Annotated in this window: 20 protein-coding genes and 2 tRNA genes; 10 read left to right on the top strand and 12 right to left on the bottom strand. The window is 63.2% G+C overall.

The window, feature by feature from the left end; genetic code table 11:
• Positions 1 to 47 precede the first annotated feature (47 nt).
• Positions 48 to 122: transfer RNA gene (locus I6L38_RS12625), tRNA-Gly, on the bottom strand.
• A 94-nt stretch (positions 123 to 216) separates the two neighbouring features.
• Positions 217 to 290 (bottom strand) — tRNA-Gly (locus tag I6L38_RS12630).
• Between the two features lie 201 nt (positions 291 to 491).
• Here I6L38_RS12630 and cydD point away from each other — a divergent pair.
• From cydD to I6L38_RS12650, 4 genes are all read left to right on the top strand, one after another.
• Entirely contained in the window at positions 492 to 2,261 is a 1,770-nt protein-coding gene (gene cydD / locus I6L38_RS12635) for a cysteine/glutathione ABC transporter permease/ATP-binding protein CydD (RefSeq protein WP_201882482.1), read from the top strand.
• On the top strand, positions 2,254 to 3,999 hold the full coding sequence (gene cydC / locus I6L38_RS12640) for a cysteine/glutathione ABC transporter ATP-binding protein/permease CydC (RefSeq protein WP_216988564.1): 1,746 nt from the start codon (positions 2,254 to 2,256) through the stop codon (positions 3,997 to 3,999). Before cydD ends, cydC begins: the two co-directional genes overlap by 8 nt.
• 253 nt (positions 4,000 to 4,252) lie before the next feature.
• Positions 4,253 to 4,624, top strand: a complete 372-nt coding sequence (gene rcsF, locus I6L38_RS12645) for an Rcs stress response system protein RcsF (RefSeq protein ID WP_216988565.1) — start codon at positions 4,253 to 4,255, stop codon at positions 4,622 to 4,624.
• 22 nt (positions 4,625 to 4,646) lie between these two features.
• Positions 4,647 to 5,039 carry a DUF488 domain-containing protein gene (locus I6L38_RS12650; RefSeq protein ID WP_005303108.1) on the top strand — a complete coding sequence of 131 codons (393 nt, stop codon included), beginning with the start codon at positions 4,647 to 4,649 and terminating at the stop codon, positions 5,037 to 5,039.
• A gap of 70 nt (positions 5,040 to 5,109) precedes the next feature.
• On the opposite strand, the gene I6L38_RS12655 is transcribed toward I6L38_RS12650, so the two are convergent.
• Entirely contained in the window at positions 5,110 to 6,090 is a 981-nt protein-coding gene (locus I6L38_RS12655; protein ID WP_216988566.1) for an NAD-dependent epimerase/dehydratase family protein, read from the bottom strand.
• A gap of 229 nt (positions 6,091 to 6,319) precedes the next feature.
• Between I6L38_RS12655 and tsaA the strand changes: the two genes are divergently transcribed.
• The gene (gene tsaA / locus I6L38_RS12660) at positions 6,320 to 7,027 is read left to right on the top strand and encodes a tRNA (N6-threonylcarbamoyladenosine(37)-N6)-methyltransferase TrmO (protein WP_216988567.1); all 708 of its coding nucleotides are present in this window, start codon (positions 6,320 to 6,322) and stop codon (positions 7,025 to 7,027) included.
• A gap of 39 nt (positions 7,028 to 7,066) precedes the next feature.
• Here tsaA and I6L38_RS12665 read toward each other — a convergent pair whose 3' ends face one another.
• Genes I6L38_RS12665 through I6L38_RS12680 form a run of 4 tightly spaced genes read right to left on the bottom strand, consistent with a single transcriptional unit; the run spans position 7,067 to position 11,746 of the window.
• Positions 7,067 to 8,512 carry an HD domain-containing phosphohydrolase gene (locus tag I6L38_RS12665; RefSeq protein ID WP_095592303.1) on the bottom strand — a complete coding sequence of 482 codons (1,446 nt, stop codon included), beginning with the start codon at positions 8,510 to 8,512 and terminating at the stop codon, positions 7,067 to 7,069.
• Between the two features lie 50 nt (positions 8,513 to 8,562).
• Entirely contained in the window at positions 8,563 to 9,684 is a 1,122-nt protein-coding gene (locus I6L38_RS12670; protein WP_216988568.1) for a beta-ketoacyl-ACP synthase III, read from the bottom strand.
• 55 nt (positions 9,685 to 9,739) lie between these two features.
• A complete protein-coding gene (locus I6L38_RS12675; protein WP_216988569.1) occupies positions 9,740 to 10,903 on the bottom strand; it encodes a VWA domain-containing protein in 1,164 nt (387 codons plus the stop codon).
• Positions 10,904 to 11,746: a MoxR family ATPase gene (locus tag I6L38_RS12680; RefSeq protein WP_216988570.1), complete on the bottom strand. Its 843-nt coding sequence runs from the start codon at positions 11,744 to 11,746 to the stop codon at positions 10,904 to 10,906. It lies immediately after the preceding gene.
• Positions 11,747 to 11,913: 167 nt separating this feature from the next.
• On the opposite strand from I6L38_RS12680, the gene cysK reads away from it, so the two are divergent.
• The 4 genes from cysK to crr all read left to right on the top strand — a co-directional run bounded on the left by cysK (position 11,914) and on the right by crr (position 15,907).
• Complete coding sequence (cysK, locus tag I6L38_RS12685; protein ID WP_010633318.1) at positions 11,914 to 12,882, top strand: cysteine synthase A; 969 nt, start codon at positions 11,914 to 11,916, stop codon at positions 12,880 to 12,882.
• Positions 12,883 to 13,324: 442 nt separating this feature from the next.
• A complete protein-coding gene (locus tag I6L38_RS12690) occupies positions 13,325 to 13,582 on the top strand; it encodes an HPr family phosphocarrier protein (protein WP_005303128.1) in 258 nt (85 codons plus the stop codon).
• Positions 13,583 to 13,626: 44 nt separating this feature from the next.
• Positions 13,627 to 15,354: a phosphoenolpyruvate-protein phosphotransferase PtsI gene (ptsI, locus tag I6L38_RS12695; protein WP_005303130.1), complete on the top strand. Its 1,728-nt coding sequence runs from the start codon at positions 13,627 to 13,629 to the stop codon at positions 15,352 to 15,354.
• Between the two features lie 43 nt (positions 15,355 to 15,397).
• On the top strand, positions 15,398 to 15,907 hold the full coding sequence (gene crr, locus I6L38_RS12700; protein WP_005303134.1) for a PTS glucose transporter subunit IIA: 510 nt from the start codon (positions 15,398 to 15,400) through the stop codon (positions 15,905 to 15,907).
• 78 nt (positions 15,908 to 15,985) lie between these two features.
• Here the strand turns inward: crr and I6L38_RS12705 are convergent, their stop codons facing one another.
• Positions 15,986 to 16,948 (bottom strand): GGDEF domain-containing protein, encoded by a 963-nt coding sequence (locus I6L38_RS12705; RefSeq protein ID WP_216988571.1) that lies wholly within the window; start codon positions 16,946 to 16,948, stop codon positions 15,986 to 15,988.
• A 349-nt stretch (positions 16,949 to 17,297) separates the two neighbouring features.
• On the opposite strand from I6L38_RS12705, the gene I6L38_RS12710 reads away from it, so the two are divergent.
• Positions 17,298 to 17,846 carry a cytochrome b gene (locus I6L38_RS12710; RefSeq protein ID WP_005303137.1) on the top strand — a complete coding sequence of 183 codons (549 nt, stop codon included), beginning with the start codon at positions 17,298 to 17,300 and terminating at the stop codon, positions 17,844 to 17,846.
• Between the two features lie 41 nt (positions 17,847 to 17,887).
• Here I6L38_RS12710 and I6L38_RS12715 read toward each other — a convergent pair whose 3' ends face one another.
• The 4 genes from I6L38_RS12715 to I6L38_RS12730 all read right to left on the bottom strand — a co-directional run bounded on the left by I6L38_RS12715 (position 17,888) and on the right by I6L38_RS12730 (position 24,211).
• On the bottom strand, positions 17,888 to 18,529 hold the full coding sequence (locus tag I6L38_RS12715; RefSeq protein WP_017781984.1) for a polymer-forming cytoskeletal protein: 642 nt from the start codon (positions 18,527 to 18,529) through the stop codon (positions 17,888 to 17,890).
• Between the two features lie 175 nt (positions 18,530 to 18,704).
• The gene (locus tag I6L38_RS12720; RefSeq protein ID WP_216988572.1) at positions 18,705 to 22,457 is read right to left on the bottom strand and encodes an AAA family ATPase; all 3,753 of its coding nucleotides are present in this window, start codon (positions 22,455 to 22,457) and stop codon (positions 18,705 to 18,707) included.
• Positions 22,454 to 23,680 (bottom strand): exonuclease SbcCD subunit D C-terminal domain-containing protein, encoded by a 1,227-nt coding sequence (locus I6L38_RS12725; protein WP_216988573.1) that lies wholly within the window; start codon positions 23,678 to 23,680, stop codon positions 22,454 to 22,456. Before I6L38_RS12725 ends, I6L38_RS12720 begins: the two co-directional genes overlap by 4 nt.
• Before the next feature lie 102 nt (positions 23,681 to 23,782).
• Positions 23,783 to 24,211: a GNAT family N-acetyltransferase gene (locus I6L38_RS12730; protein WP_005303147.1), complete on the bottom strand. Its 429-nt coding sequence runs from the start codon at positions 24,209 to 24,211 to the stop codon at positions 23,783 to 23,785.
• Between the last annotated feature and the right edge of the window lie 45 nt (positions 24,212 to 24,256).

Consider the following 24,256-nt stretch of genomic DNA (forward strand, 5'->3'; position numbering starts at 1 on the left):
GGACAACAAAAAGCCCACTCGCAGGAGTGGGCTTTTTGCATCAAGGCTGGAGCGGGCAGCGGGAATCGAACCCGCATCATCAGCTTGGAAGGCTGAGGTAATAGCCATTATACGATGCCCGCCTGGCATCAAAACTTGCTTGGTGTGATGGGGAAACCCCACGACAGACAGCCGTTTCGGCTGAGGTGACAACGGCCTTGGCCATTATCAGGAATTTGGAGCGGGTGATGGGAATCGAACCCACGTATGCAGCTTGGGAAGCTACCGTTCTACCATTGAACTACACCCGCGTCAGGGCCTCTACTATATGCATTTTGCCGCCGAGCGCAATCACCCCGATACGGTTTTTTACCATAAATCAATCTGTTCGACCAACTAATGAGCAGCAAGCCGCTTTTTCCATCAATCGTTTTCACCGGCCGGAATTTACAAGGTTGCCAAGCCTGGGGGGCGAGGATAGTCTTGCGCCACTCGACGCGAGGATGGTGGTAATGGATAAAAAAACGCAAAAACGACTCTATGGCTGGTTGCGCAATCAATCGAGCCACGGCCGGCGCTGGATCGGCCTCTCCATCGGCTTTGGCCTGGGGCAGGGCATCCTGATGGTGGCGCAGGCCTGGCTGCTGGCCACCCTGCTGCACGGCTTCATCATCGAAGACGCCACCCCGGCGGGATCCATTCCCCTCTTCATTACCCTGCTGCTGGTCACCCTCGGCAAGGCGGTGCTGGCCTATGGCCGCGAGGTGGCCAGCTTCAAGGCAGGCAGCGCGGTGCGCCAGGCCATCCGCGAGCTGGTGCTCACCCGCCTCGGCCGGTTGGGACCGGCCTACATCCAGCGTCGACCGGCCGGCAGCTGGGCCAGCCTGCTGCTGGAGCAGATTGAAAACATGCAGGATTTCTTCTCCCGCTACCTGCCGCAAATGGCAATTGCCGTGTTCATTCCGGTGGTGATCCTGGTGGCCGTATTCCCGGTCAACTGGGCCGCTGGCCTCATTCTGCTGGGCACGGCGCCCCTCATTCCGCTGTTCATGATCCTGGTGGGGGTCGGTGCCGCCGATGCCAACCGCCGCAACTTCCAGGCGCTGGCCCGTCTCTCCGGCCACTTCCTCGATCGCCTCAAGGGGCTGCGCACCCTGCAGCTCTTCATGCGCACCCAGGCGGAAGGGGATGCCATTCGCGATGCGTCGGAAGATTTTCGCGAACGCACCATGGAGGTGCTGCGCCTTGCCTTCCTCAGCACCGCCGTACTGGAGTTCTTCGCCGCCCTCTCGGTGGCGCTGGTGGCCGTCTACTTCGGGTTCTCCTATATCGATCACCTGAACTTCGGCCACTATGGCACCAAAGTTACCCTCTTTACCGGCCTGTTCGTGCTGTTTCTGGCTCCCGAGTTCTACGCCCCGCTGCGCGAGCTCGGTGCCCACTACCACGCCAAGGCGCAGGCCATCGGCGCCGCCGAACAGCTGCTGGAGTTCCTCGAGGCCGAGGTGAGTGAACCCGCCTCAGGCAATGCGCCGTTCCATGCCGACTCCCCCATCAGGGTGGAAGCCCGCGCCCTGGAGGTGCTGAGCGCCGAGGGCAAGGTGCTGGTCGGCCCCATCGACTTCACCCTGGAAGCGGGTTCACGCACCGCCCTCATCGGCATCAGCGGCGCCGGCAAGAGCTCGCTGGTCAACGCCCTGCTCGGCTTTGCCCCCTATCGCGGCGAGCTCAAGGTCAACGGCCAGGAGCTGGCCAGCCTCGACATGAGCCAGTGGCGCAGGCAGCTGGGCTGGCTCTCCCAGAACCCGCAGCTGTTCCACGCCTCGCTGCGTGACAATCTGCTGCTGGCCAAACCCGCCGCCAGTGACGGCGAACTGGAAGAGGCCCTGAAACGGGCCCAGGCATGGGAGTTCGCCATGGAGAAGGGACTCGACTATGCGGTGGGGGATCAGGCCGGCGGCCTCTCGGTCGGCCAGGCCCAGCGCCTGGCACTGGCCCGTACCTTGCTCAAGTCCACCCAGCTGATGGTGCTGGACGAGCCGACCGCCAGCCTGGATCGCCACTCCGAGCGAGCCATCATGACCACGCTGGAGCAGGTCATCGCCAACCAGACCCTGCTGATGATTACCCACCGCCTCGATCAGCTCACCAAGATGGACCAGATCCTGGTGCTGGAGCGTGGCAAGCTGGTGGAGCAAGGCAACTTCCAGCAACTCAGTACCTCGCAGGGGCCGTTTGCCCGCCTGCTCTCCCAACGTAACGAGGGTTCTCTCGATGACTGATCTCTTGCCGTTTCTGCGCCTCTATCGCCAGCACTGGCTCAGCCTCTCCATCGGTCTGCTGCTGGCCCTGGTCACCTTGGCGGCCGGGATGGGACTGCTGTCGCTCTCCGGCTGGTTCCTCTCCGCCGCCGCCGTGGCGGGGCTGACGGCGGCCACCCGCGATCACTTCAACTACATGACGCCGGCCGGCGGGGTGCGCTTCTTCTCCATCATCCGCACTGCCGGCCGCTGGGGTGAGCGAGTGGTGAGCCACGACGCCACCTTCCGGGTGCTGACCCGGCTGCGGGTTTGGTTCTGGCAAAAGCTCTCGCCGCTCTCCACCGGCGCCCTGGCAGGCTTTCGCCAGGCGGACCTGCTCAACCGGCTGGTGGCCGACATCGACGCCATGGACCACGTCTACCTGCGGCTGGTTACCCCCATAGGTGCGGCCCTGCTCAGCACTGCCGGTCTGGTGCTCTTTCTCTCCTTCTTTGACAGTGAGCTGGCACTCACCCTGGGCGCCATCCTGCTGTTTGGCATGATTGCCCTGCCGCTGGTGTTCTATTTCCTCGGTCGCAAGCCCGGACAGGCGCTGATAGCGGAAAAATCGCGCCTGCGTACCCGTCTGGTGGACTATCTGGACGGTCAGGCCGAGCTGCAGATGTTTGCCGCCGCCCCCCGGGCGCGCGACGAGCTGCAGCAGGCCGAGCAGGCGCTGATCCAGGCCCAGGCCCGCATGGCCCGGGTGAGCGGGCTGGCCAACGGCTCGGTGCAACTGCTGAGCGGCTGGACCCTGACCCTGATGCTGTGGCTGGCCGGCCACGGGGTGGCTGGCGCTGCGCCGGATCCCATCACGGCGCTGATGGTGTTCGCCACCCTGGCCAGCTTCGAGGCGCTGATGCCGCTGGCCGGTGCCTTCCAGCACCTCTCCACCAGCCTCACCTCGGCCCGCCGCCTCAACGAGATCCTGCAAGAGGCCAAGGCCCCCGAGTGGGGCCACGAAGAGCGCCACGCGCAACAGGGGGCGCTGCAGATAAGCGACCTCTATTTCAGCTACCCAGGCAACCCGCAGCCGGTGCTGCGCGGCTGCACCCTGCAGTTGCAGGCCGGCGAGAAGCTGGCGCTGCTGGGCCAGACCGGCTGTGGCAAGTCCACTCTGATGGGACTGCTGACCCGCGAATGGCACCCGCAGGCCGGCAAGATCCTGCTCGATGGCAAGCCGCTCACCGACTACAGCGAAGGGGCGCTGCGCGCCTCTCTCTCGGTGGTGAGCCAGCGGGTGCACCTGTTTGCCGATACCCTACGCGGCAACCTCAAGCTGGCCGCCCCCCATGCCAGTGACGAGCAGCTGGTGCAGGTGCTGACCCAGGTCGGCCTTGCCAACCTGCTGGAAGATGACAACGGCCACAGCGACAGCGGGCTCGATGCCTGGCTGGGGGATGGCGGCCGGCCGCTCTCCGGTGGCGAGCGCCGCCGCATCGGCATCGCCCGCGCCCTGCTGCACGACGCGCCGCTCTGGCTGCTGGATGAGCCGACCGAAGGGCTCGACAGCCAGACCGAGCGGGAGATCATGGAACTGTTGTTCCGGCTAGGGGCAGATCGCACCCTGCTGCTCATCTCCCACCGTTTGCTGGGGCTGGAGCAGATGGACCGGATCGCCCTGATGGAAGAGGGGCAGATCCGCCTCTGCGCCCCCCATCAGACGCTGCTGGCGGACGACTACTACCGCAGCCTGCATCAGCGGCTGGCGCCGGCCTGATGAGCAACGAGAGAGGGGCGCCCGGTGCGCCCCTCTCTCATGACAGCAGGCAAGTCATCTTTGCCGGCAGCGTGAAGCCGCACAGGCAACACGTGGCCGGATCCTTGTCACACCCCGTCCATACGGCTAAAAATGGGGCTGGTCGCCACCGTCGACTGGCCCCTATAATGGCCCCTTCGTTATTCCACAAGATGCCGACATGGAGCGCCTGCGCCTTGCTACTGTCCTCATCACCGACACAAGATACGAGACGATGAAACGCCTGATCCTGATGATGCCCCTGATTGCCTCCGGCTGCGCCGACTTTGCCTTCAACAGCAATCTGGACAGAGAGAACTTCGACGAGTACTTCAAGCCGGGCAGCGTTCAGATCTATGAACAGGGCCAGCTGGCAGATCTCAACTACCTCTACCTCGGCACCGTCGAAGGAGAGTCCTGCCAGAGCGATGCCAAGCAGCCGATCCCCAACGCCGGTGAGGCCCGCACCCTGGCCCGCCGCCGTGTGGCCGACATGGGCGGCAACGGCGTCACCTTCGACAAGTGCGCCGAATTCAGCGACACCCCGGGCTGCCTGAAGCAGGTGATCTGCTACGGTCAGGCGCTGAAAGTCGCCACCGAGAAATAAGCGTCAACTGCAAGGAGCCTGCATGGCACTGGCCATCGTTCGCCTCGGCACACCCCGCCTGCCCGACGAGGGACTGCGGATCGGCACAGTGCGCCGCCCGCCCCGCGGCGTGCCCAAAACCGAGTTTGCCAGCCAGGATTGGTACGACGTCTGGTTCCCCAATCTCGCCCCCAGCAACGACACCATGAAGCTGGGCCAGGCTGCCGAGACGCCCGCCCAGTGGAGCGCCTTCTGCAAACAGTACAAGGCAGAGCTGGCCACTCCCGCCGCCAGGCACGATCTGGCGCTGCTGGCCGCCCTCTCCCACACCACCAACCTGTCGGTGGGCTGTTACTGCGAGCAGGAGTCCCGCTGTCATCGCGCCATCTTGCGCGAGCAACTGACCGCCGCCGGCGCCGCCATGCGCGCCGAATAACGCCGCTCACATCAGACAGAAAAGGGCATCGAGAGATGCCCTTTTGCTTTGCTGCCGCACTTGTTGGCCCCTAGCGGACCAGCTGACGCAGCCGCGCCTCCTGCTCGGCGGTGATGCCGGTGGCCACCACGGCGTCCGGCGCGCCGGCCAGCCACTCGGCCACATCCGCCACCGTCTCCTCCAGCGGCCGAAAGTTGAGGCCCTGTACGATGGCCGCCTCGGCGCTGATGAGGCCATAGCCGGCATACTCGGGCTGTGCATTGGGCAACAGGGTCGGGTAGCTCTGCCAGGGCTCCACCCCGGCGGCCAGCAGCGCGGGCCAGGGCGCCCATTCGGGCAGGATCGGGGTCGCGGGGGCCAGCCTGGCGGCCAGGCGATCCACCCAGTCGCTCAGCGCGATACCGGGCTTGACCAGATTGAAGATGCCGCTCAATTGCTGCTCGGCGGCCCGCAGCACGAACTCGGCGCAGTCGCGCACGTCCAGATATTGCAACCGATCTTCCCCCTGCCCCGGCAGCAGCCAGGGGCCGCCCCGCTGCACCCGCGTGACCCACCAGGCCAGCCGGCCGGTGGGATCATGGGGGCCGCACAAGACGCCCGGGCGCAAGATGCAGAGCCGCTCGCCCCAGCGGGCACGATAGGTCGCCTCGCACAACACCTTGAGGGGGCCGTAATCCTCCGCCATCTCCCCCTCGGCCATCTCGTGCAGCGGCGCCGACTCGTCCTGCCCCGGGTGGGCGAAGTCGCGATAGACACTGATGGTGGAGATGAAGATAAGCCGCTCGCAGCACCCGAGCAGGGCGGCCGACAGGCTCGCCGCCTGTTCGGGGCGATAGCAGCAGGTGTCGATGGCCAGATCCCAGCCATCCTGATGGCGATGCAGCGGGGTCAGGTCCTGATCCCGGTCCCCCTGCAGCTGGGTGAGCTCGCGCCAGTCCGGATGCTGGCGCCGGCCGCGATTGAACAAGGTCACCTCGTGGCCCCAGTCCAGCGCCAGTGAGGCGAGATGGCGACCCAGAAATCCGGTGCCGCCGATGATCAGCAGTTTCATCCCTGTCTCTCCTGTGCGGCGCGGCCCATCCTCGATGGCCACGCCGGTTGTGCCGGCCCACCCTGCCGGCGGACGGCCCTTTCACTCTTCCTGCGCCCACCCTACGCAAGTTGGCGGCGCGATACAGCCTTCGGGCGGCCGGGATGGGAGCAAGATCACGACAAGCGGGTTAGCCTGCGTTTTAAGGGCTGCTGTGCTACATTGCCGGGGTTTTCAGTCAGGATCCGCCATGAAGTTCGAAATCGACACCCTGGGTATCATCCGCTCTCCCTACAAGGAGAAGTTCGCCATCCCGCGCCAGCCCGGTCTGGTCAAATCGGCCCGCGCCCGCCTCGAGCTGCTGCCCCCCTACGATCAGCCGGACGTGCTGCGCGGCATCGAGCAGTTCTCCCACCTCTGGCTCAGCTTCGTGTTTCACCAGACCATGGCGCAGGGCTGGCACCCGACGGTGCGACCGCCACGCCTGGGCGGCAACGAGCGGGTCGGGGTGTTTGCCACCCGCTCCACCTTTCGTCCCAACCCGCTCGGCCTCTCGGTAGTCGAGCTGCACGGGGTCGGCCGTGAGCGCGGCAAGCTCTGGCTCGAGCTGGGGGCGGTGGACCTGCTCGATGGCACCCCCATCGTCGACATCAAGCCCTATATCCCCTATGCCGACAGCCTGCCGGATGCCCGCGGCGGTTTCGCCCCCGATGCCCCCACCCCGCCGCTGGCGGTGAGTTTCAGCCCCGAGGCGGAGCAGCAGCTGCAGCCCTGGCTAAAGGCCCAACCCGAGCTGCGCCAGCTGGTGAGCGAGGTACTGGCCCAGGATCCCCGCCCCGCCTACAAGAAGGGCAAGCCGGATGACAAGGAGTACGGCGTCAGGCTGTTTGACTGCAACGTGCGCTTTCGCATCAGCGAGCCCAGTTGTCTGGTGCTCGCCATCGAGCCGGCCCAGTGAGCCAGCCATAAAAAAACCACCCGTTCGGGTGGTTTTTTGTCAGTCATGATCCTTGTGCCTGAGGGCAATCTGGCGAAATTCCTCCTCGCAAGCGAGGAAGGCATCGACGATGGCCGGATCGAAGTGGCGGCCACGCCCCTCCACTATGATGGTTCTGGCCTGCTCATGGCTGAAGGCGGGCTTGTAGACCCGTTTCGAGATGAGAGCGTCGTAGACATCCGCCAGCGCCATCAGCCGGCCCGACAAGGGGATCGCCTCCCCCGCCAGCCCGGCCGGATAGCCGCTGCCATCCCACTTCTCGTGGTGAGTGAGGGAGATCTCTCGCGCCAGCCGCAGGAAAGAGTTGGAGCCGAGCTGGGCTTCGGCGCTCGCCAGCGCATCGGCGCCAATCTGGGGGTGGCGCTTCATGATGGCGAACTCCTCGTCCGTCAGCTTGCCCGGCTTGAGCAGGATGGCATCGGGAATGCCCACCTTGCCCACGTCGTGCAACGGCGCCGACTTGAACAGCAGATCGATGGTGGCATCGTCCAGCGGATAGCGCTCCCAGTCGCTGCGGCTCAGCTGCTCCGCCAGCACCTTGACGTAGAACTGGGTGCGGATGATGTGGGCGCCGGTCTCGTTGTCGCGGGTCTCCGCCAGCGAGGCGAGCCCCAGGATGGCCACGTCCCGGGTCAGGTTGAGCTCGTCCTGACGCGCTTTCAGTTCGCCGATCATCTGGTTGGTGCCGGCGGCAATCAGGCCGAACTCATCATCCCGGATCACCGGCACCCGCGCCTCCAGATCGCCGCACTGCACCTGCGCCATGGCGCGAGTCTGATGCATCAGGGAGAGGGTCAGGTTGCGGCCATAGCCGCGAATGATGAGCCAGAGATAACCGAAGGTCACCACCATCACGAAGGCGATCTCCAGCAAGATGTAGTGTTGGGCATCGAGCCGCGGCAGGCTCTTGTCCACCGTGACCAGCCACTCCAGATCCTTGTTGAACAGCAGGAAGAACACAGCGCCAAGCAGGGTCAGGGTGGTGAAGGCGAACAGGGAGAACTTGCGGGAAACCGGCATGGCCAGCGGCTGGTTCAGCACCAGGCAGGCCTGATGTTCCCGCAGCTTGGCCCGCTGCCAGTCCCGCTGCAGCGACAGATCCGCCGCCACCAGGAAGCCCAGGGTGCTCATCCCCAGCAGGATCTTGAGGTGGCTCTCCAGCGGAAAATCATACCGGATGCCGTTGTAGCCAGAGAGCAGCAAGGCCCCCAGCAGGTAGAAGCCCACCTCCAGCCCGAAGCCTCCCAGCCCCTGACCGGACAGCGTCACCTTGCGCAGCAGCTGATCGCGCAGGACAAACATGATGCCAAAGGTCACCAGCGCGGGCCCCAGCAGCTGGGGCAGCGTCAGGCTCTCCAGGAATGGGCAGACCTGCAGCCCGTAAAGACAAAACAGTGACAGCGTCACCCCGTAGTGAAGGGCGCAGCGCCCCGTGATCCTCTGCATGATTCCACCCAAACCTTATCGTCATGACGGCGGGGAGATGACCCCGCCCCTCACAGGCGCCGCAACAGCAGGCTCCCGATCGAATAGCCAGCGCCAAACGAGCAGAGCACGCCGCGGGCCCCCGCGGGAAGGTCGCGATTGTACAGATGGAACGCGATAATGGAACCCGCCGAGCTGGTGTTGCCGTAGCTGTCGAGGATCACCGGCGCCTCCTGCTGGCTGGCATCGTGGCCGAGCAGCTTGCGGGCGATGAACTGGTTCATGGTCAGATTGGCCTGGTGGAGCCAGAGCCGGTTCAGGCTCTCGGCAGTCCAGCCCTGCTCATCGAGCTGGCCGGCGATCTGGTCGCACACCAGCGGCAGCACCTCCTTGAACACCTTGCGCCCCTGCTGGCGGAACAGCTTGTCATCGCCGTAACGGGTGCGCGGGCTGAGCCGGTTTAAAAAGCCGAAGTTGTTGCGGATGTTGTTGGAGTACTGGGTCACCAGCTTGCTGGCAACCAGTTGCCAGGGGTTGGCCACCTGGCAATCGGCCTCCCGCTCCAGCAGCACGGCGGTACAGGCGTCGCCGAAGATGAAGTGGCTGTCTCTGTCGCGAAAATTGAGGTGGCCCGAGCAGATCTCCGGATTGACCACCAGCGCCAGTCGGGCGCTGCCAGCCGCCAGCATGTCTGCCGCCGTCTTGATGCCGAAGGTGGCGGAGGAGCAGGCCACGTTCATGTCAAAGGCCATGCCGCCCGCCCCCAGATAGTGCTGCAGTTCGATGGAGAGGGCTGGATAGGGGCGCGGCATGTTGGAGGCGGCCACTATCACCAGATCTATTTCCCCCGGCTCGCGACCGGCGGCGATCAGCGCCTGCTCAGCGGCGGCCACCGCCATCTCCACCATGATGGAGGGCTTGTCATCGGGTCGCTCGGGCAGCAGCGGCTGCATGATGTCGGGATCCAGCACCCCCTCCTTGCTCACCAGATAACGGCTCTTGATGCCGGAGGCCTTCTCGATGAATTCGCTGCTCGAATGCTGTTTGGCGGGCAGCTGGCCGGCGTCGATGGCGGAAGCGTTCTCCTCGTTGTAGAGATCCACGTACTGGTTGAAGGCGGCCACCAGCGCTTCGTTGCTGACGGCAAAGGGAGGGGTATAGAGGCCTGAGCCACTGATCACGATAGAGGTCATCTTTGCTCCTCGCCGGGTTCACTCCCGGCTTGTTGGTCTGTTCGGGTAGAGAGGGTCACAGCTGGTCGATGGCCGCAGCCAGACCCGCCAGAGTCAGCGGGTGCATGCGCCCGCCGATCAATTCGTTCATCAACTTGATGGAGGGGTGCCAGAGCCACTCCCGCCGCGGGGTGGGATTGATCCACACCAGCTTGGGAAAATGCTGCTGCAAGCGGGCCAGCCACACCTGACCGGCCTCCTCGTTCCAATATTCGACGCTGCCGCCAGGCCAGGTGATCTCGTAGGGGCCCATGGTGGCATCCCCCACCAGGATCACCTTGTAGTCGCTGCCGTAGGTGCGCAGCAGGCGCAGGGTGTCGAAGCGCTCCTCGTGCCTGCGGGCGTTGTCTCGCCAGACAAAGTCGTAGAGACAGTTGTGAAAATAGAAGTACTCCAGGTGCTTGAACTCGTGGCGCAGAGCAGAAAAGAGCCGCTGCACCTCGGCCACGTGGGCATCCATGGAGCCTCCCACGTCGAAGAAGACCAGCAGCTTGACCCCGTTGTGGCGCTCGGGTCTGAGCTTCACATCGAGCCAGCCCTGCCTGGCCGTGCTCCGGATAGTGTCGTCGAGATCCAGCTCATCGGGGTTGCCCTGGCGCACCCAGCGCCTGAGTCTGCGCAGCGCCAGCTGGATGGCCCGTTGTCCCAGAGGGGAATCGTCGCTGAAGTTGCGATAATGGCGCGCCTCCCACACCTTGACCGCCTTGCCATGCTGGCCCTCTCCCCCCATGCGGATCCCTTCCGGGTGAAAACCGCCGTGGCCGAACGGGCTGCTGCCACCGGTGCCGACCCACTTGTTGCCGCCGGCGTGACGCTCCTTCTGCTCGTTCAAGCGCTGGTTGAGGGTCGCCAGCAGTTGGTCGAACCCACCAAGGGATTTGAGCAACGCCTTCTCCTCGGCGCTCAACAGCCGCTCGAACTCCTTGCGCAGCCACTCATCCGGCAGGCTCTCCGGCAGCAGGGGGATGGCGGCCAGCCCTTCGTAATACTCGGCGAAGGCGCGATCGAAGCGATCGTAGTGAGCCTCGTCTTTTACCAGCAGACAGCGGGCAAGCTGGTAGAACTCATCCATGTCGAGGCTGGCCAGCCGGGCTGCCAGCGCTCCGTGCAAGTCCAGCAATTCGCGCAGGCTGCAGGGGAGCTGGTGGCGACGCAGATGGGTAAAAAAGTCGATCAGCATCTAGCTACCACGGCGGGCCAGAAAGGCGAGCTTCTCAAAGAGATGCAGGTCCTGCTCGGTCTTGAGCAGGGCGCCGTAGAGGGCTGGCACCAGCTTGCCGGGCTCGCGGGCGCGCATCGCCTCGGGGGCGATGTTGTCAGCCAACAGCAGCCGGATCCAGTCCAACAGCTCCGAGGTGGAGGGTTTCTTGCGCAGCCCCTCTACTTCCCGCAGCTCGAAGAAGAGATCCATCGCCTCGCCGAGCAGGCTCTCCTTGAGGTTTGGGTAGTGAAGTTTGACGATGGCCTGCATCTCGGCCTTGTCGGGGAAGCGGATGTAGTGGAAGAAGCAGCGGCGCAGGAAGGCATCCGGCAGCTCTTTTTCATTGTTGGAGGTGATGATGACCACTGGGCGCTGGCGGGCCTTGATGCGCTCGCCGGTCTCGTAGACGTCGAACTCCATCCGATCGAGCTCCTGCAGCAGATCGTTGGGAAACTCGATGTCCGCCTTGTCGATTTCATCGATAAGCAGCACCGGGCGCTGGTCGGCAGTGAAGGCCTGCCACAGCTTGCCGCGGCGGATGTAGTGGCTGATCTCCCCCACCCTGGGGTCGCCGAGCTGGGAGTCCCGCAGCCTGGCCACCGCATCATACTCATAGAGCCCCTGCTGGGCCTTGGTGGTGGATTTGATGTGCCAGGCGATAAGTTCGGTGCCCAGATGGCTGGCCACGGCCTCTGCCAGCTCGGTCTTGCCCGTGCCGGGTTCACCCTTGATGAGCAGCGGCTTCTCCAGCACGATGGCGGCATTGACCGCCATCTTGAGCGCCTCTGAGGCGAGATAGCGATCGCTTCCTGCAAATCCCATAACGTCCATTCCTTTGACGACGAGAGACCTTTTCGCGAGGGAGGTCTCAATAAGAAAGAATAAGTTCTATATCTTGTAATAACATATTGTTATAACAAATCGTCACTTCTCATTCAGAAACCACAGGGTAATCTTGTTTCATCGCCGTAACAAACAGGGATAGCACCATGAGCAAAATTTTTGAGGACAACAGCCAGACCATAGGTCACACCCCTCTGGTTCGTCTCAACCGTGTTACCAAAGGCCGCGTGCTGGCCAAGATTGAGAGCCGAAACCCGAGCTTCAGCGTCAAGTGCCGTATCGGCGCCAACCTGATCTGGGATGCCGAGAAGCGCGGCGTTCTGACCAAGGGCAAGGAGATCATCGAACCCACCAGCGGCAACACGGGTATTGCTCTGGCCTTCGTGGCCGCCGCCCGTGGCTATCCCATCACATTGACCATGCCAGCCACCATGAGCCTGGAACGCCGCAAGCTGCTCAAGGCACTCGGCGCCAACCTGGTGCTGACCGAAGGGCCGCTCGGCATGAAGGGGGCCATTGCCAAGGCCAACGAGATCCTCGAGTCCGAGCCCGGCAAATACGTGCTGCTGCAACAGTTTGAAAACCCGGCCAACCCGGAAATCCACGAGAAGACCACTGGTCCCGAGATCTGGGATGCCACCGATGGCGAAGTGGATGTGTTCGTGGCCGGCGTCGGTACCGGCGGCACCATTACCGGTGTCTCCCGCTACCTGAAACAGACCAAGGGCAAGGCGGTGGTCTCCGTTGCCGTCGAACCGAGCGAATCGCCGGTGATCAGCCAGCGTCTGGCCGGCCTTGAAATCAAACCGGGTCCCCACAAGATCCAGGGCATAGGTGCCGGCTTCATCCCGGGCAACCTGGACCTCACCCTGCTGGACCGCGTCGAACAGGTAAGCAGCGATGACGCCATCGAAATGGCTCGCCGCCTGATGGAAGAGGAAGGCATTCTGGCGGGCATCAGCTCAGGTGCCGCCGTGGTGGCCGCAGCTCGCCTCGCCGAGCTGCCGGAGTTTGAAGGCAAGACCATAGTGGTCATCCTGCCGAGCGCTGCCGAGCGCTACCTCTCCAGCGCCCTGTTTGCCGGGGTGTTCAGCGAACAAGAGCTGCAGCAATAAGTGATCGGATTATTTCAAAACAACGGCGCTCCCAGGAGCGCCGTTTCTTTATGGGCTAGACTGAGCACTTGGCAGCGCCAGTCGACCCCTTATTTTTCGGGGTAAAATAACAAGCAAAGCAGTGACGAAAAAAGCAGACATTCTGTGATAAATCTCATATCCTGTGCCGCGTCACGAGGTGTTTGCCGACTAGGTATCACAAAGTAACAAAGTGTTATTTTTCGTTATAAAATAATTTCAGGCCAGCATTGACGCGGCTTGTAGCGCGATAACGGAAAAGAGTTGAGGCAGACACCGAATACTGCACAGAAAATTGACCTGGATTAAACCATTGCAGGTCTGATTTCGTTACTTTACAACATATCCATACTGACACGGTGCGAGAAGGAAGCGTCAAAAGCATCCCTCACACCAAAAAATATCAATAATATGGGGTGAAACCATGTACGAGAAGTCTGTTGTTATTACTGCTGAAAACGGCCTGCACACCCGTCCGGCAGCTCAGTTCGTGAAAGAAGCCAAAGAATTCCAAAGCGAGATCACTGTGGTCTCCGGTGGCAAATCCGCCAGCGCCAAGAGCCTGTTCAAGCTGCAGACCCTGGGCCTGACCAAAGGCACCAACGTGACCATCCAGGCCGACGGCCCGGACGCTCAGAAAGCCGTTGAGAAGCTGGTTGCCCTGATGGACGAGCTGGAGTAATCCAGCTTTATTCCTCCCCCACAGTCGTTTTAATAGGAAGGATTATGATATCTGGCATTCTTGCGTCCCCCGGTATCGCATTCGGCAAGGCGCTTCTTCTGAAAGAAGATGAAATCGTTATCAATCAGGGCAAAATCGCTGCCGAACAGATTGATGCCGAAATCAACCGCTTCCTCGAAGCCCGCACCAAGTCAGCCGCACAGCTGGAAGCCATCAAAGAGATGGCCGGTCGCACCTTCGGTGAAGAAAAAGAGGCCATCTTCGAAGGCCACATCATGCTGCTCGAAGATGAAGAGCTGGAAGGGGATATCAGATCCTTCATCAAAGACAACAAGGCCACCGCTGACAAGGCCATCTACGAGGTCATCGAGCAGTACGCGAAGATGATGGCCGAGCTGGATGACCCCTATCTGCGCGAGCGCGCCACCGACTTCCGTGACATCGGCACCCGTCTGGTCAAGAACGTACTGGGCATCGCCGTTGTCAACCTGAGTACCATCGACGAAGAGGTGATCCTGGTCGCCAAAGACCTGACCCCGTCCGAAACCGCTCAGATCAACCTGAAATACGTGCTGGGTTTCGTCACCGACATCGGTGGCCGTACTTCCCACACCTCCATCATGGCCCGCTCCCTGGAGCTGCCGGCCATCGTGGGCACCAACGACATCACCGAGCGCGTCAAGAATGGTGACGTGCTGGTACTAGACGCGATCAACAACCAGATCGTCCTCAACCCGACTGCCGAACAGCTGGCCAAGTTCAAAGAGATCCAGGCCCAGTTCCAGGCCGAAAAAGACGAGCTGGCCAAGCTGAAAGATCTGCCTGCCATCACCCTGGATGGCCATCAGGTCGAAGTGTGCGCCAACATAGGTACCGTCAAGGATACCGAGGGTGCCATCCGCAACGGCGCCGAAGGCGTGGGTCTGTACCGTACCGAGTTCCTGTTCATGGACCGTGACGCGCTGCCGACCGAAGACGAGCAGTTCAAAGCCTACAAAGAAGTGGCCGAAGCGATGCCGGATCAACCGATCATCGTGCGCACCATGGACATCGGCGGCGACAAAGAACTGCCCTACATGAATTTCCCAAAAGAGATGAACCCCTTCCTGGGCTGGCGTGCCGTGCGGATCTTCTTCGATCGCGCCGACATCATGCACGCCCAGCTGCGGGCCATCCTGCGTGCGTCTGCCTTCGGCAAACTGCGCATCATGTTCCCGATGATCATCTCCGTCGAAGAGTTCCGCAGCCTCAAGGCCACCGTAGAGACGCTGAAAGCCGAACTGCGTGCCGAAGGCAAAGCCTTTGATGAATCCATCGAAGTGGGTATCATGATCGAGACCCCGGCTGCTGCCGTGATGGCTCATCATCTGGCCAAGGAAGTGGATTTCTTCAGTATCGGTACCAACGATTTGACCCAGTACACCCTGGCCGTCGACCGTGGTAACGAGATGATTTCCGCCATGTACAACCCGCTGTCACCCTCCGTCCTGACCCTGATCAAGATGGTTATCGATGCATCCCACGCCGAAGGCAAGTGGACCGGTATGTGTGGTGAACTGGCTGGTGACGAGCGTGCCACCCTGCTGCTGCTGGGTATGGGTCTGGATGAGTTCTCCATGAGCGCCATCTCTGTACCGCGTATCAAGAAGCTTATCCGCAACACCAACTTCGAAGATGTGAAGGCCATGGCTGATCAAGCGCTGAGCTTTGCCACCGCCGCCGAAATCGAAGCCTGTGTAGATAACTTTATTAAGCAGAAGGCAGTCTGCTAAGATCGGCTGCAAACAGCGACAATCATCTCTAGGAGCTTTTACTATGGGTCTGTTTGATAAACTGAAGAAACTGGTTTCCGATGACAGCTCTGATACTGGCGGCATCGAAATTTTTGCCCCGCTGTCAGGCGAAATCGTACCGATCGAAGATGTGCCCGACGTGGTCTTCGCCGAGAAGATCGTCGGTGACGGCATCGCCATCAAGCCGGCCGGCAACAAGATGGTTGCTCCGTGCGACGGCACCATCGGCAAGATCTTCGAGACCAACCACGCGTTCTCGCTGGAATCCGACTCTGGTATCGAGCTGTTCGTTCACTTCGGTATCGACACCGTTGAGCTGAAAGGCGAAGGCTTCAAGCGCATCGCCCAGGAAGGTCAACAGGTCAAGCGCGGTGACACCATCATCGAGTTCGATCTGGCCGTTCTGGAAGCCAAAGCCAAATCTACCCTGACTCCGGTGGTCATCTCCAACATGGACGAGATCAAAGAGCTGGTGAAGATGACGGGTGCCGTGACCGTGGGCGAGACCCCGGTGATCCGCATCAAGAAATAAGGCTGCATGGGCCGAACGCCCATCGCTGCAACAAAAAACCGAAGCCCAGGCTTCGGTTTTTTTATGGGCGCCTTCCAGCTACTCCTTGCCGAAGACCACCTGGTTGCGCCCGTTGCTCTTGGCCTGATAGAGCGCCTTGTCAGCCACCTGCAGCAGGCTGTCGCTGCTCTGCCCCTCGCCTCGGGTAGCGCAGCCCAGGCTCATCGTCAGGGAGAAGCTCTGCCCCTCCCACGCGACCACATGGCCGACAAACTGCCGGCGCAACTGCTCGGCCCGCTCGACCACAAGCTCAGCATCCACCCCGGGCAGGATCAGCAAGAACTCCTCTCCGCCCCAGCGGGCCAGGTGCTCCCCGGCTCGCAGCTGGCCGGTCATGATGCGGGCCACATCACACAGCGCCGCATCCCCGGCGGGATGCCCGTAGCGATCATTGATCTGCTTGAAGTGATCGATGTCGCCCAGGATCACCGAGAAGGGTTCTCCCTGCAGCCAGAGCGCCTGCAGTTGCTGGCCTGCAGCCCGCCGGTTGCCAAGCTCGGTCAGCGGATCGGTGCAGGAGATCCGGCTCACCTCCTCTATCATGCAGTGCAGATCGTGAATGTCGCGCAGGGTCACTATGTGCCAGCCCGGCATGGCATCGGCTTTCAACTGGGCCGTGATGGTAAACCAGCGCTGCTGGCCGTTCTTGCAGTAAAGCAGGGCATTCATCTCGGCCACCGCAGCCCCGCTTGCCAGGCTGCTCATCACCGCCTGGTTCCAACGCGAGATGGCCAGTGCCCGGCTCTCCTCGTCGCGATAGACGGTGGCAAACCAGCTGGCCATGTCAGGCAGATCCGTCAGGTCGTAACCCAGTTGCGCCACGAAAGCCCGGTTCACGAACCTGTGATGGCGGGCGGGGATCTCCGACAGTCGGGTGGGGATGCTGTCCAGCGTCTCGCTGCAGGCCGATTCCGAGATCAGGATAGGAAACGGGATCACGTCGAAGGAGCGAAACAGGATCTGCTGCAGCTCGGTCAGGATCACGGGATCTGTGATGGTCAAGGTAATTCCCTTCACCTGTTGAGGATTTTATTAAAGGTAAATGAGGGGAGAAGAGGGGTAAAGCCCTCATTGAACTGGGCTGGGCTGGGTGCCCGGTTCCCGGCCGCAACACACCCTGCTCTGCGGCTTTGCATCAGCCGTTCGCCACCCTGACAACCTCTCCCGGATGAGCGAAACCAGTTCTTCGACCGGCGCGCTGCCGGCCTGTTACAAATAACATGTTAAAAACACACAGAGATCAAGGTTTTGACACATCTTCGCAGTAACATGGAAAAAGTGGCCCGGAGGCAGGACGCCCACCCGATGAGACCACCCGTGATGCAATGCAAGCCCCGAGAAGGATACGAACATGTTGAAAAATACCGAACAACGTTATGGCAGCCTGAGCATAGGGCTGCACTGGTTGACCCTGCTGCTGATGATCGCCGTCTATGCGCTGATGGAGTTCAGGGACATTTTCCCCAAAGGGTCGGTCGGCCGCGACCTGATGAAGGAGTTTCACTTCATGGTGGGTCTGCTGATCCTGGCGCTGGTGGTGGTGCGCCTGCTGGTACGCGCGAGCAGCCCCTCACCGCGCATCGTGCCCGAGCTCTCCCCCCTGATGCTCAAGCTGGCCAAACTCGCCCACCTGGCGCTCTATGGCTTCCTGATCCTCACCCCGCTGCTGGGCTGGCTGCTGCTGAGCGCGGGTGGCAAGCCCATCCCCTTCTTCGGCCTTGAGCTTCCCGCCCTCATCGCCCCCAACGACGGCCTGAAGGGCACCATCAAGGAGCTGCACGAGACGCTGGCCAACATTGGCTATGCCCTGATTGCCCTGCACGCGGCGGCATCCATCTACCACCACCACGTGCTCAAGGACAACACCCTGACCAATATGCTGCCAGAGCGACGCAGTTAATCCCTTGTCTGCAGAGAGGGGCGTAGTCGCCCCTCTTTTGATCAGGCCTGTTTGGCCACCACCTCGACGGTATCGGCAGCCTTGTTTTTACCTTCAGGCTGCAGTTGCTTGACGTTGCCCTTGCTCTCGCCCTTCTGCTCCTCCTGAGACTGGGACTGGCCGACAAACTGGCCTCCCTTGCGGATGGAGAGGCTCCCGCCCTTGAACAACCCCTTCATCTTGCCGCTTTCGAGTATCTCCACCTCGCTCGAGGCGCAGGTGCCGTCCAGGGTGCCATTGATGATCACATGGGCTGCGCTGACATCCCCTTCAATCCGGCCGCCTTCCATGATGCGTACCGTCCCGCCGTTCAGTTGCAGCGTCCCGACGAACTGGCCATACACATCCAGATTACCCTCCACCTGCAACTCGCCCTTGAAACGGGCCCCCTTGGCGATCACCGTCGTCGTGCTCCCCGCCCCGACCATCTCAGACTCATTGCGCTTTCGTCCAAACATCTTGGTTTTCTCCACCATCAACAGCAGCACCATCAGTAGCAACGGCACTATGGGTAATTTGTAATATGCAGATCCCGCCACATAGAGCAGCAACGCCAGGCCCCAGCAGAACCAGATGAGATACAGCGCGTCACTGCGTGGCCGCATCGCGATGCGAGCCAGGATCCTTTCAGGCATCAATGTCATTGACCATTCCCTCTTGCGGGCAGATGGATGCAAGACCGGGGTCAACCCCTCACTCTCGTTTCCCGCGATACGCGGGTATGGACCTAGCTCAAGCGACCAGATTGACGAAACACTGAAACAAAAAAGCCCCGCCAGATGACGGGGCTGCGATTTCTCAGCAAAGCGAAGCAGGGGCTTAGGGCAGCACCACCCGGCTTTCGCCACCGCCGAGGGCTTCCACCCGCACCTGTACGCCGATCCGCTCCACCAGGGTCTGTACGTGGGAGATGACCCCGATCTGGCGGCCGGCCGCCTGCAGGGAATCGAGGCTTGAGAGCGCCAGATCCAGGCTGTCGGGATCCAGGGTGCCGAAGCCCTCGTCGATAAAGAGCGATTCGACCTGGGTCTGGCGCGACGACAGGCTGGAGAGGGCCAGCGCCAGCGCCAGCGACACCAGGAAGCTCTCGCCGCCGGAGAGGGAGTCCACCGAGCGCACCTCGTCCCCCATGTCGAGATCCACCACCTGCAGTGCCAGATCGGTGCCGGGCACCCGCTCCAGCCGATAGCGGGGGGAGAGCTCGGCAAGCTGGGCGTTGGCCTCCAGCAGCAACCGCTCCAGGGTCAGGCTCTGGGCGAAGGTTCGCAGCTTGGCACCGCTGGCCGAGCCGATGAGATCGGAGAGTCGCTGCCAGTGATCCGCCACCGCCTGCTGGGCGGCCAGCTCCTCCTGCAGGGTGCCTGCCTTGAGGGCAGCCGCCTCGGCCTGGGCTAGCGTGCTCTTGCACTGGAACAGCTGCTCGTCGAGGGCACGGCAGTGCGCCTCCAGCGCCGTCAGCCGGCTGTCGAGCTCCTCTGGCGCCAGCGCTGCCAGCTCGGGGTGATGCTCGCGGTAACGATCCCGCTTGCTCTCCTCCAGCGCCAGCGCCCGCTGCCGCTCGGTCAAACGGGTACGCGCCTCGGCGCGGGCATCCTCCAGCGCCTGCAAGGCGGCGCGGCGCGCCTTGAGCTCATCCGGGCTCATGGCCAGCAGGCGGCGCAGGTCATATTCGGCAATGCCGAGGCTGCTGGCGTGGGCAGCCCAGCGCCCCAGCACCTCCCGCCGCCGCCGGCTGCTCACCTGCTTCTCCTGCTCCAGATGGTTGAGACGGGCCTTGAGCTCGGTCTGGCGCTCACGCAGGGCGCGGGCCGCCCCCTGCATCATCTCCAGCTCGCTGGCCAGCTGCTGCAGCCGCTGCTGCCAGCGATGCTCGACCTGGGCTATCTCCTCGCCCTCCAGACAGGTGGCGCGGCTGGTGACCAGACCCTGCCGTTGCTGTTCATGCTCCTTGTAGTCGCGCTCGAGCTTGTGCAGCAGCTCGCGCTGGGTCTGCAGGCGCGCCTCCTGGGCGCTCAGGGCCGGGGTAAGGCTGGCAATCTCGCCGGCCAACCGCTCCCACTCGCTCTGGCCATGCAGCCAGGCCTCGCAGGCCCGCTGCCACTCGTGCCACTGCTGGCTGCCGAGCCACTGGCGCCAGGGCTGGCCCCCCATCTGCTCGTCGAGCCGGTTGCCCCCCTGCTCGAGGCGCTGGCGCAAGGTCGTCTCCTGCTCGCTCATCGCCTTCACCTCCCCCTCCAGGGCGATGCGCTGGCGGTCTGCCTCCTGCCACTGCTGCTCGAACTGCTGGTACTGGCTGGCCAGCTGGCTCAACTGCTGGCGCACGGCCTGCAACTGCTGCTGCCCCTGCTGGGCCTCACGCAGTTGCTGCTGGCTGTGGGCCAGCCCCTGCTCCAGGCTCTGGCCACGGCCCAGCAGGGTATTCATCAATTCATTCCACTCGATCGGGCTCTGACCTAGCGGCAACGGATGACCGAGCAGGGTATCACCTCCCAGCTGTTGCCAGCGCAAGGTCAGCTGCTCGGCGCGCGTCTCCAGCTCCGGCAGATGTTGCTGGCGCACCGCCAGCTGACGGGCCAGCTCCTGACGCTCGCTCTCGCACTGAATGTATTGGTGATTGAGCCGCTCCCACTCGAGCTCGAGGCCGCGGGCGCGCTCCGCCAGCTGACCCAGAATGCCCGCCACCTGCGGCTGGCTCTGGTGATAGGGGTGCTCCTCGGCACCGCACAGCGGGCAGGGTTCACCGTCGCGCAGGATGTGTCGATGCTGCTCGAAACTGGCGATGGCGCGGGACTGCTCCAGCGCGTGACGTGCCTCGTCCCGTTGCAGGGCGAGCCGCTCACGGGCCGGCGCCAGCTCGTCGCCGAGGATGGCCAGCTTGCCGAGCGCCTGCTCCAGCTGGGCTATCTCTTGCTGCAGGCGACCATGCTGCTCGCCGTGATTGCGACCATAGTCCGCCAGCTCCAGCAGCTGGCGCAGCTGACCCAGCTGTTCGGTCTGCTGCTGCCACTGCTCCTGCGCCTTGGCCAGTCGCCCCTCCCACTGCTGCTCCTGCAGCTCGTGCTGCTGTTGCTGCAACCGGGTCTGCTCACGCAGCCAGTAGTCGCGCTCCTGCTGCCCCTGCTCAAGCTGGTGCTGCAACTGCCTGAGGGCACGCAGCTTGTGCTCGCGCAGGGTAAGGAGCTGCTGCAGCCTGTCGGCATCTTCGGCCCAATCCTGCATGGCGGTGAGCAGGGGCTGCCATTGGCGGGCGACCGGCGCCAGCTCCTTGTGCTCCTCAAGCCAGGCGCCCCACTGCTGGTGCTGGGCCTTGAGCAGATCCACCTGCTGGCGCTGCTGGTGCCAGCCCTGCTCCAGGGTGAGCTGCACCTCCCGCTCCTGCGTTCCCTCCTGCTGGATCTTCTGCAGTTGCTGCTGCTTTTCCCTAATGCGGGTATCGAGCTCCTGCGCCCGCTTGAGCTCGGGCTGCAGGGCGCCCCACTCGCGCTCGGCGGCGATCTTCTCAGCCAGCAGCTGCTGCTCGGTGAGGGCGCTCTGCTGGGTCTGCTCCTCCAGCTTGCCAAGCTCGGGGCCGAGCTCGGCCAGCAGTTTCTCCTGCTGCTGCACCTCCAGAGTGAGGCGAGCCAGCTCGTCGTGATCGGCGCGGGCCACCTGGGCCTGCTCGGCGCGGGCAAACTCCTCGCGCTCGGGGGCGGCCGCACCGTGGGCCACCTCTGCGGCGGCAAGGGCCGCCTCCCCCTCCTGACAAGCCTGCAACTGGGCGGCGATGCGGCCGTTGAGGTCGCGCAAGTCCTGCATCAGTTGCTGTTGTTGCTGCTCGTGTTTGAGGCTGGTGGCGAGGCTGACCTGCTGGCTCACCCACTGCTCACGGGTCGCCTCGTCCATCAACGCCACGTCGCCGAGCCGCTGGCTGATGGCGGCCAGTTGCTGCTGTTCCTCCCGCGCCCGTTCATGGGTCTGAACCGAAATGGCGGAGTAGAGCTCGGTGCCGGTCATCCGTTCGAGCAGGGCCGAACGCTCGTCGGCGCTCGATTTGAGGAAGGCGGCAAACTCCCCCTGCGGCAGAATGACGGCGCGGCGAAACTGCTCCCAGGAGAGCCCCACCAGCTCGTCGATGCGATCCTGCAGCTCCCGCTTGCTGCCACTGAATACCTGGCCCGACGCCACGTCGGTCAGGCTGCGCTCCTGAGCCTGAAAGCGCCCCTCGGCGCGGTTGCGGGCCCGGCGCACCGCCCAGCGGGCCAGCCAGACCCGGCCGTCGCAGCCGCGAAACTGCACCTCGGCAAAACCGCTGGCATGGCCGCGGCTGAGGATGCCGCGCACGTCGTTGGCCTTGAGCTTCTCCTCGTCATCCATGCGACCCACTTCGGCCACGTTCTTGCGATTGGCGATGAAGCGCGGCATCTCGTCGTAGAGCGCCAGACAGATGGCATCGAGCAGGGTGCTTTTGCCGGCGCCGGTATTACCGGTGATGGCAAACAGGCCGGCGGCCCCCAAGGCACCACCGGCAAAATCGATGGTGAATTGACCGGTCAGGCTGGCCAGATTCTCCCCTGACAGCGACAAGATTTTCATGCATTGGCCTCCTTCACCTGCTCCAGGATCTCTTCAAACGACGCCACCAGCTCAGCCTCCGGCTCTCCTTCAAACTGACGCTGATAGCAGAGACGGAACACTTCTGTGGGGGAGAGCTCATCGAGCCGGCGCTGGCCGGCGCCGTCCGCCAGCCCCTGACCCGAGCCCTGATAGCTGGTCGTGATGCGGGCCAGGCGCACCGGCTTGTCGCCGATGGCGGCCAGCACGCGCTCGCGGATGCGGGCCTCGGGTTTGGGCAGCAGCAGCCGCACCTCGAGGAAGGGCTGGGCCTGCTGCAGGCAAGCGGGCAGGTCCAGCGCCTCGATGGCCTGGAGCGCCTCGTCGAGGCCGCTCTGGGGCAGCCGGATCATCTCCACCGCGCGGGGCACCGGGATCCGCTCAAGGCGGGCCAGCTTGCCCCCCTCAAACGTCACCTCCAGCACCTGATGGTTGTAGTTCGCCTCGGCCAGCGAGAGCGGCAGCGGCGAGCCGCTGTAGTGCACCCCCTCGGCCGGGCTCTGGGCCAGGTGCAGATGGCCCAGCGCCGTGTAATCGGCGGCGCCAAACAGCTCGGCAGGCAGGGCGTGCTGGTTGCCGCCGAGCACCCGCCGCTCGGAGAGCTCGGAGAGCTGGCCCGCCGCCAGATAGGCGTGGCCCATGGCGATGAGGGCCTGATCCGGATTGCAGCGCGCCCGCCCCTCGCTCAGTACCGCCTCATAGACCTGGCGTACCCCTTCGATCAGCCTGTCCTGCCCTTCGCTGAGCCCTTCCGGGCGCAGATCGCTGCTGCGCAGAAACGGCACGGCGGCACACCAGGCGGCTACTTTGCCATTCTTGCCTCGCAGCGGCACCAGCAGGCGCTCGGTCTCGAGGCGCCCCTCGTCGTCCCGGCTGATGCTGCCCACCAGATGCAGGTCGAAAGCGCGCAGCAGCTCGTGGGGAGCATCCAGCTTGGAGGGGGAGTCGTGGTTGCCGCCGATGAGCACCATCTCCAGTGCCGGGTGCTCGGCGCGCAGCCTGGCCAGAAAACGGTAGAGCTGCTGCCAGGCGCTGGAGGGGGGGTTGGCGGTGTCAAACAGATCGCCCGCCACCAGCAGGGCGTCGATGTCACGGCTCTTGATGGTGTCGGCCAGCCAGTCGAGAAAGGCATCGTGTTCAAAACGGCGGTCATGGCCATGGAGTTGGTGGCCAAGGTGCCAGTCGGCGGTATGCAGGATCTTCATGAAAAAACGGCTCGTATGGAGGTGGTGCCAGCAGCACCCGATGCAGACAAGATGAGGATATGCCTCCCTTTTTTCAAGCCGGAGCGGGTGCTGGCGTCAGATTCAGGCGGGCTCGCAGCACATCTGGTACTGGGGATGACCGGTGAGCGGATCGGCCAGCTCCCCCTCGATCACGAAACCGTGGCGACGATAGAAGCGCACCGCCTGATCGTTTTCCACGAAGACCCGGGCATGCAGCCTGGCCCCCTTGGACTTGGCCTCCTGCAGCAGGGCATGGCCCACCCCCCGCCCCTGGCGGTCGGGGCGCACGAACAGGGCAGCCAGGTAGTCATCCACCAGCGCCATGAAGCCGAGCAGCTCGCCGCGCTCCTCGAACACCCAGATGCGGGCGCGCTCGAGATAGCGGGTGCGCAGATCTTCCTGCGCCTGCCACCAGCAGGAGGCATCGACAAAATCATGGGCCTGCAGGGAGGCCAGCAACCAGATCTCGACGATCTCGTCCATGTCGTCGGACCGACTCGCCCTCAGCATATTGGTATCCTTGTTAACAACCTTAACATCCGCAGTCTAGGGGAG

Origin of the sequence: Aeromonas sp. FDAARGOS 1408, from assembly GCF_019048665.1 — a bacterium.
Lineage (GTDB): Bacteria > Pseudomonadota > Gammaproteobacteria > Enterobacterales > Aeromonadaceae > Aeromonas > Aeromonas dhakensis.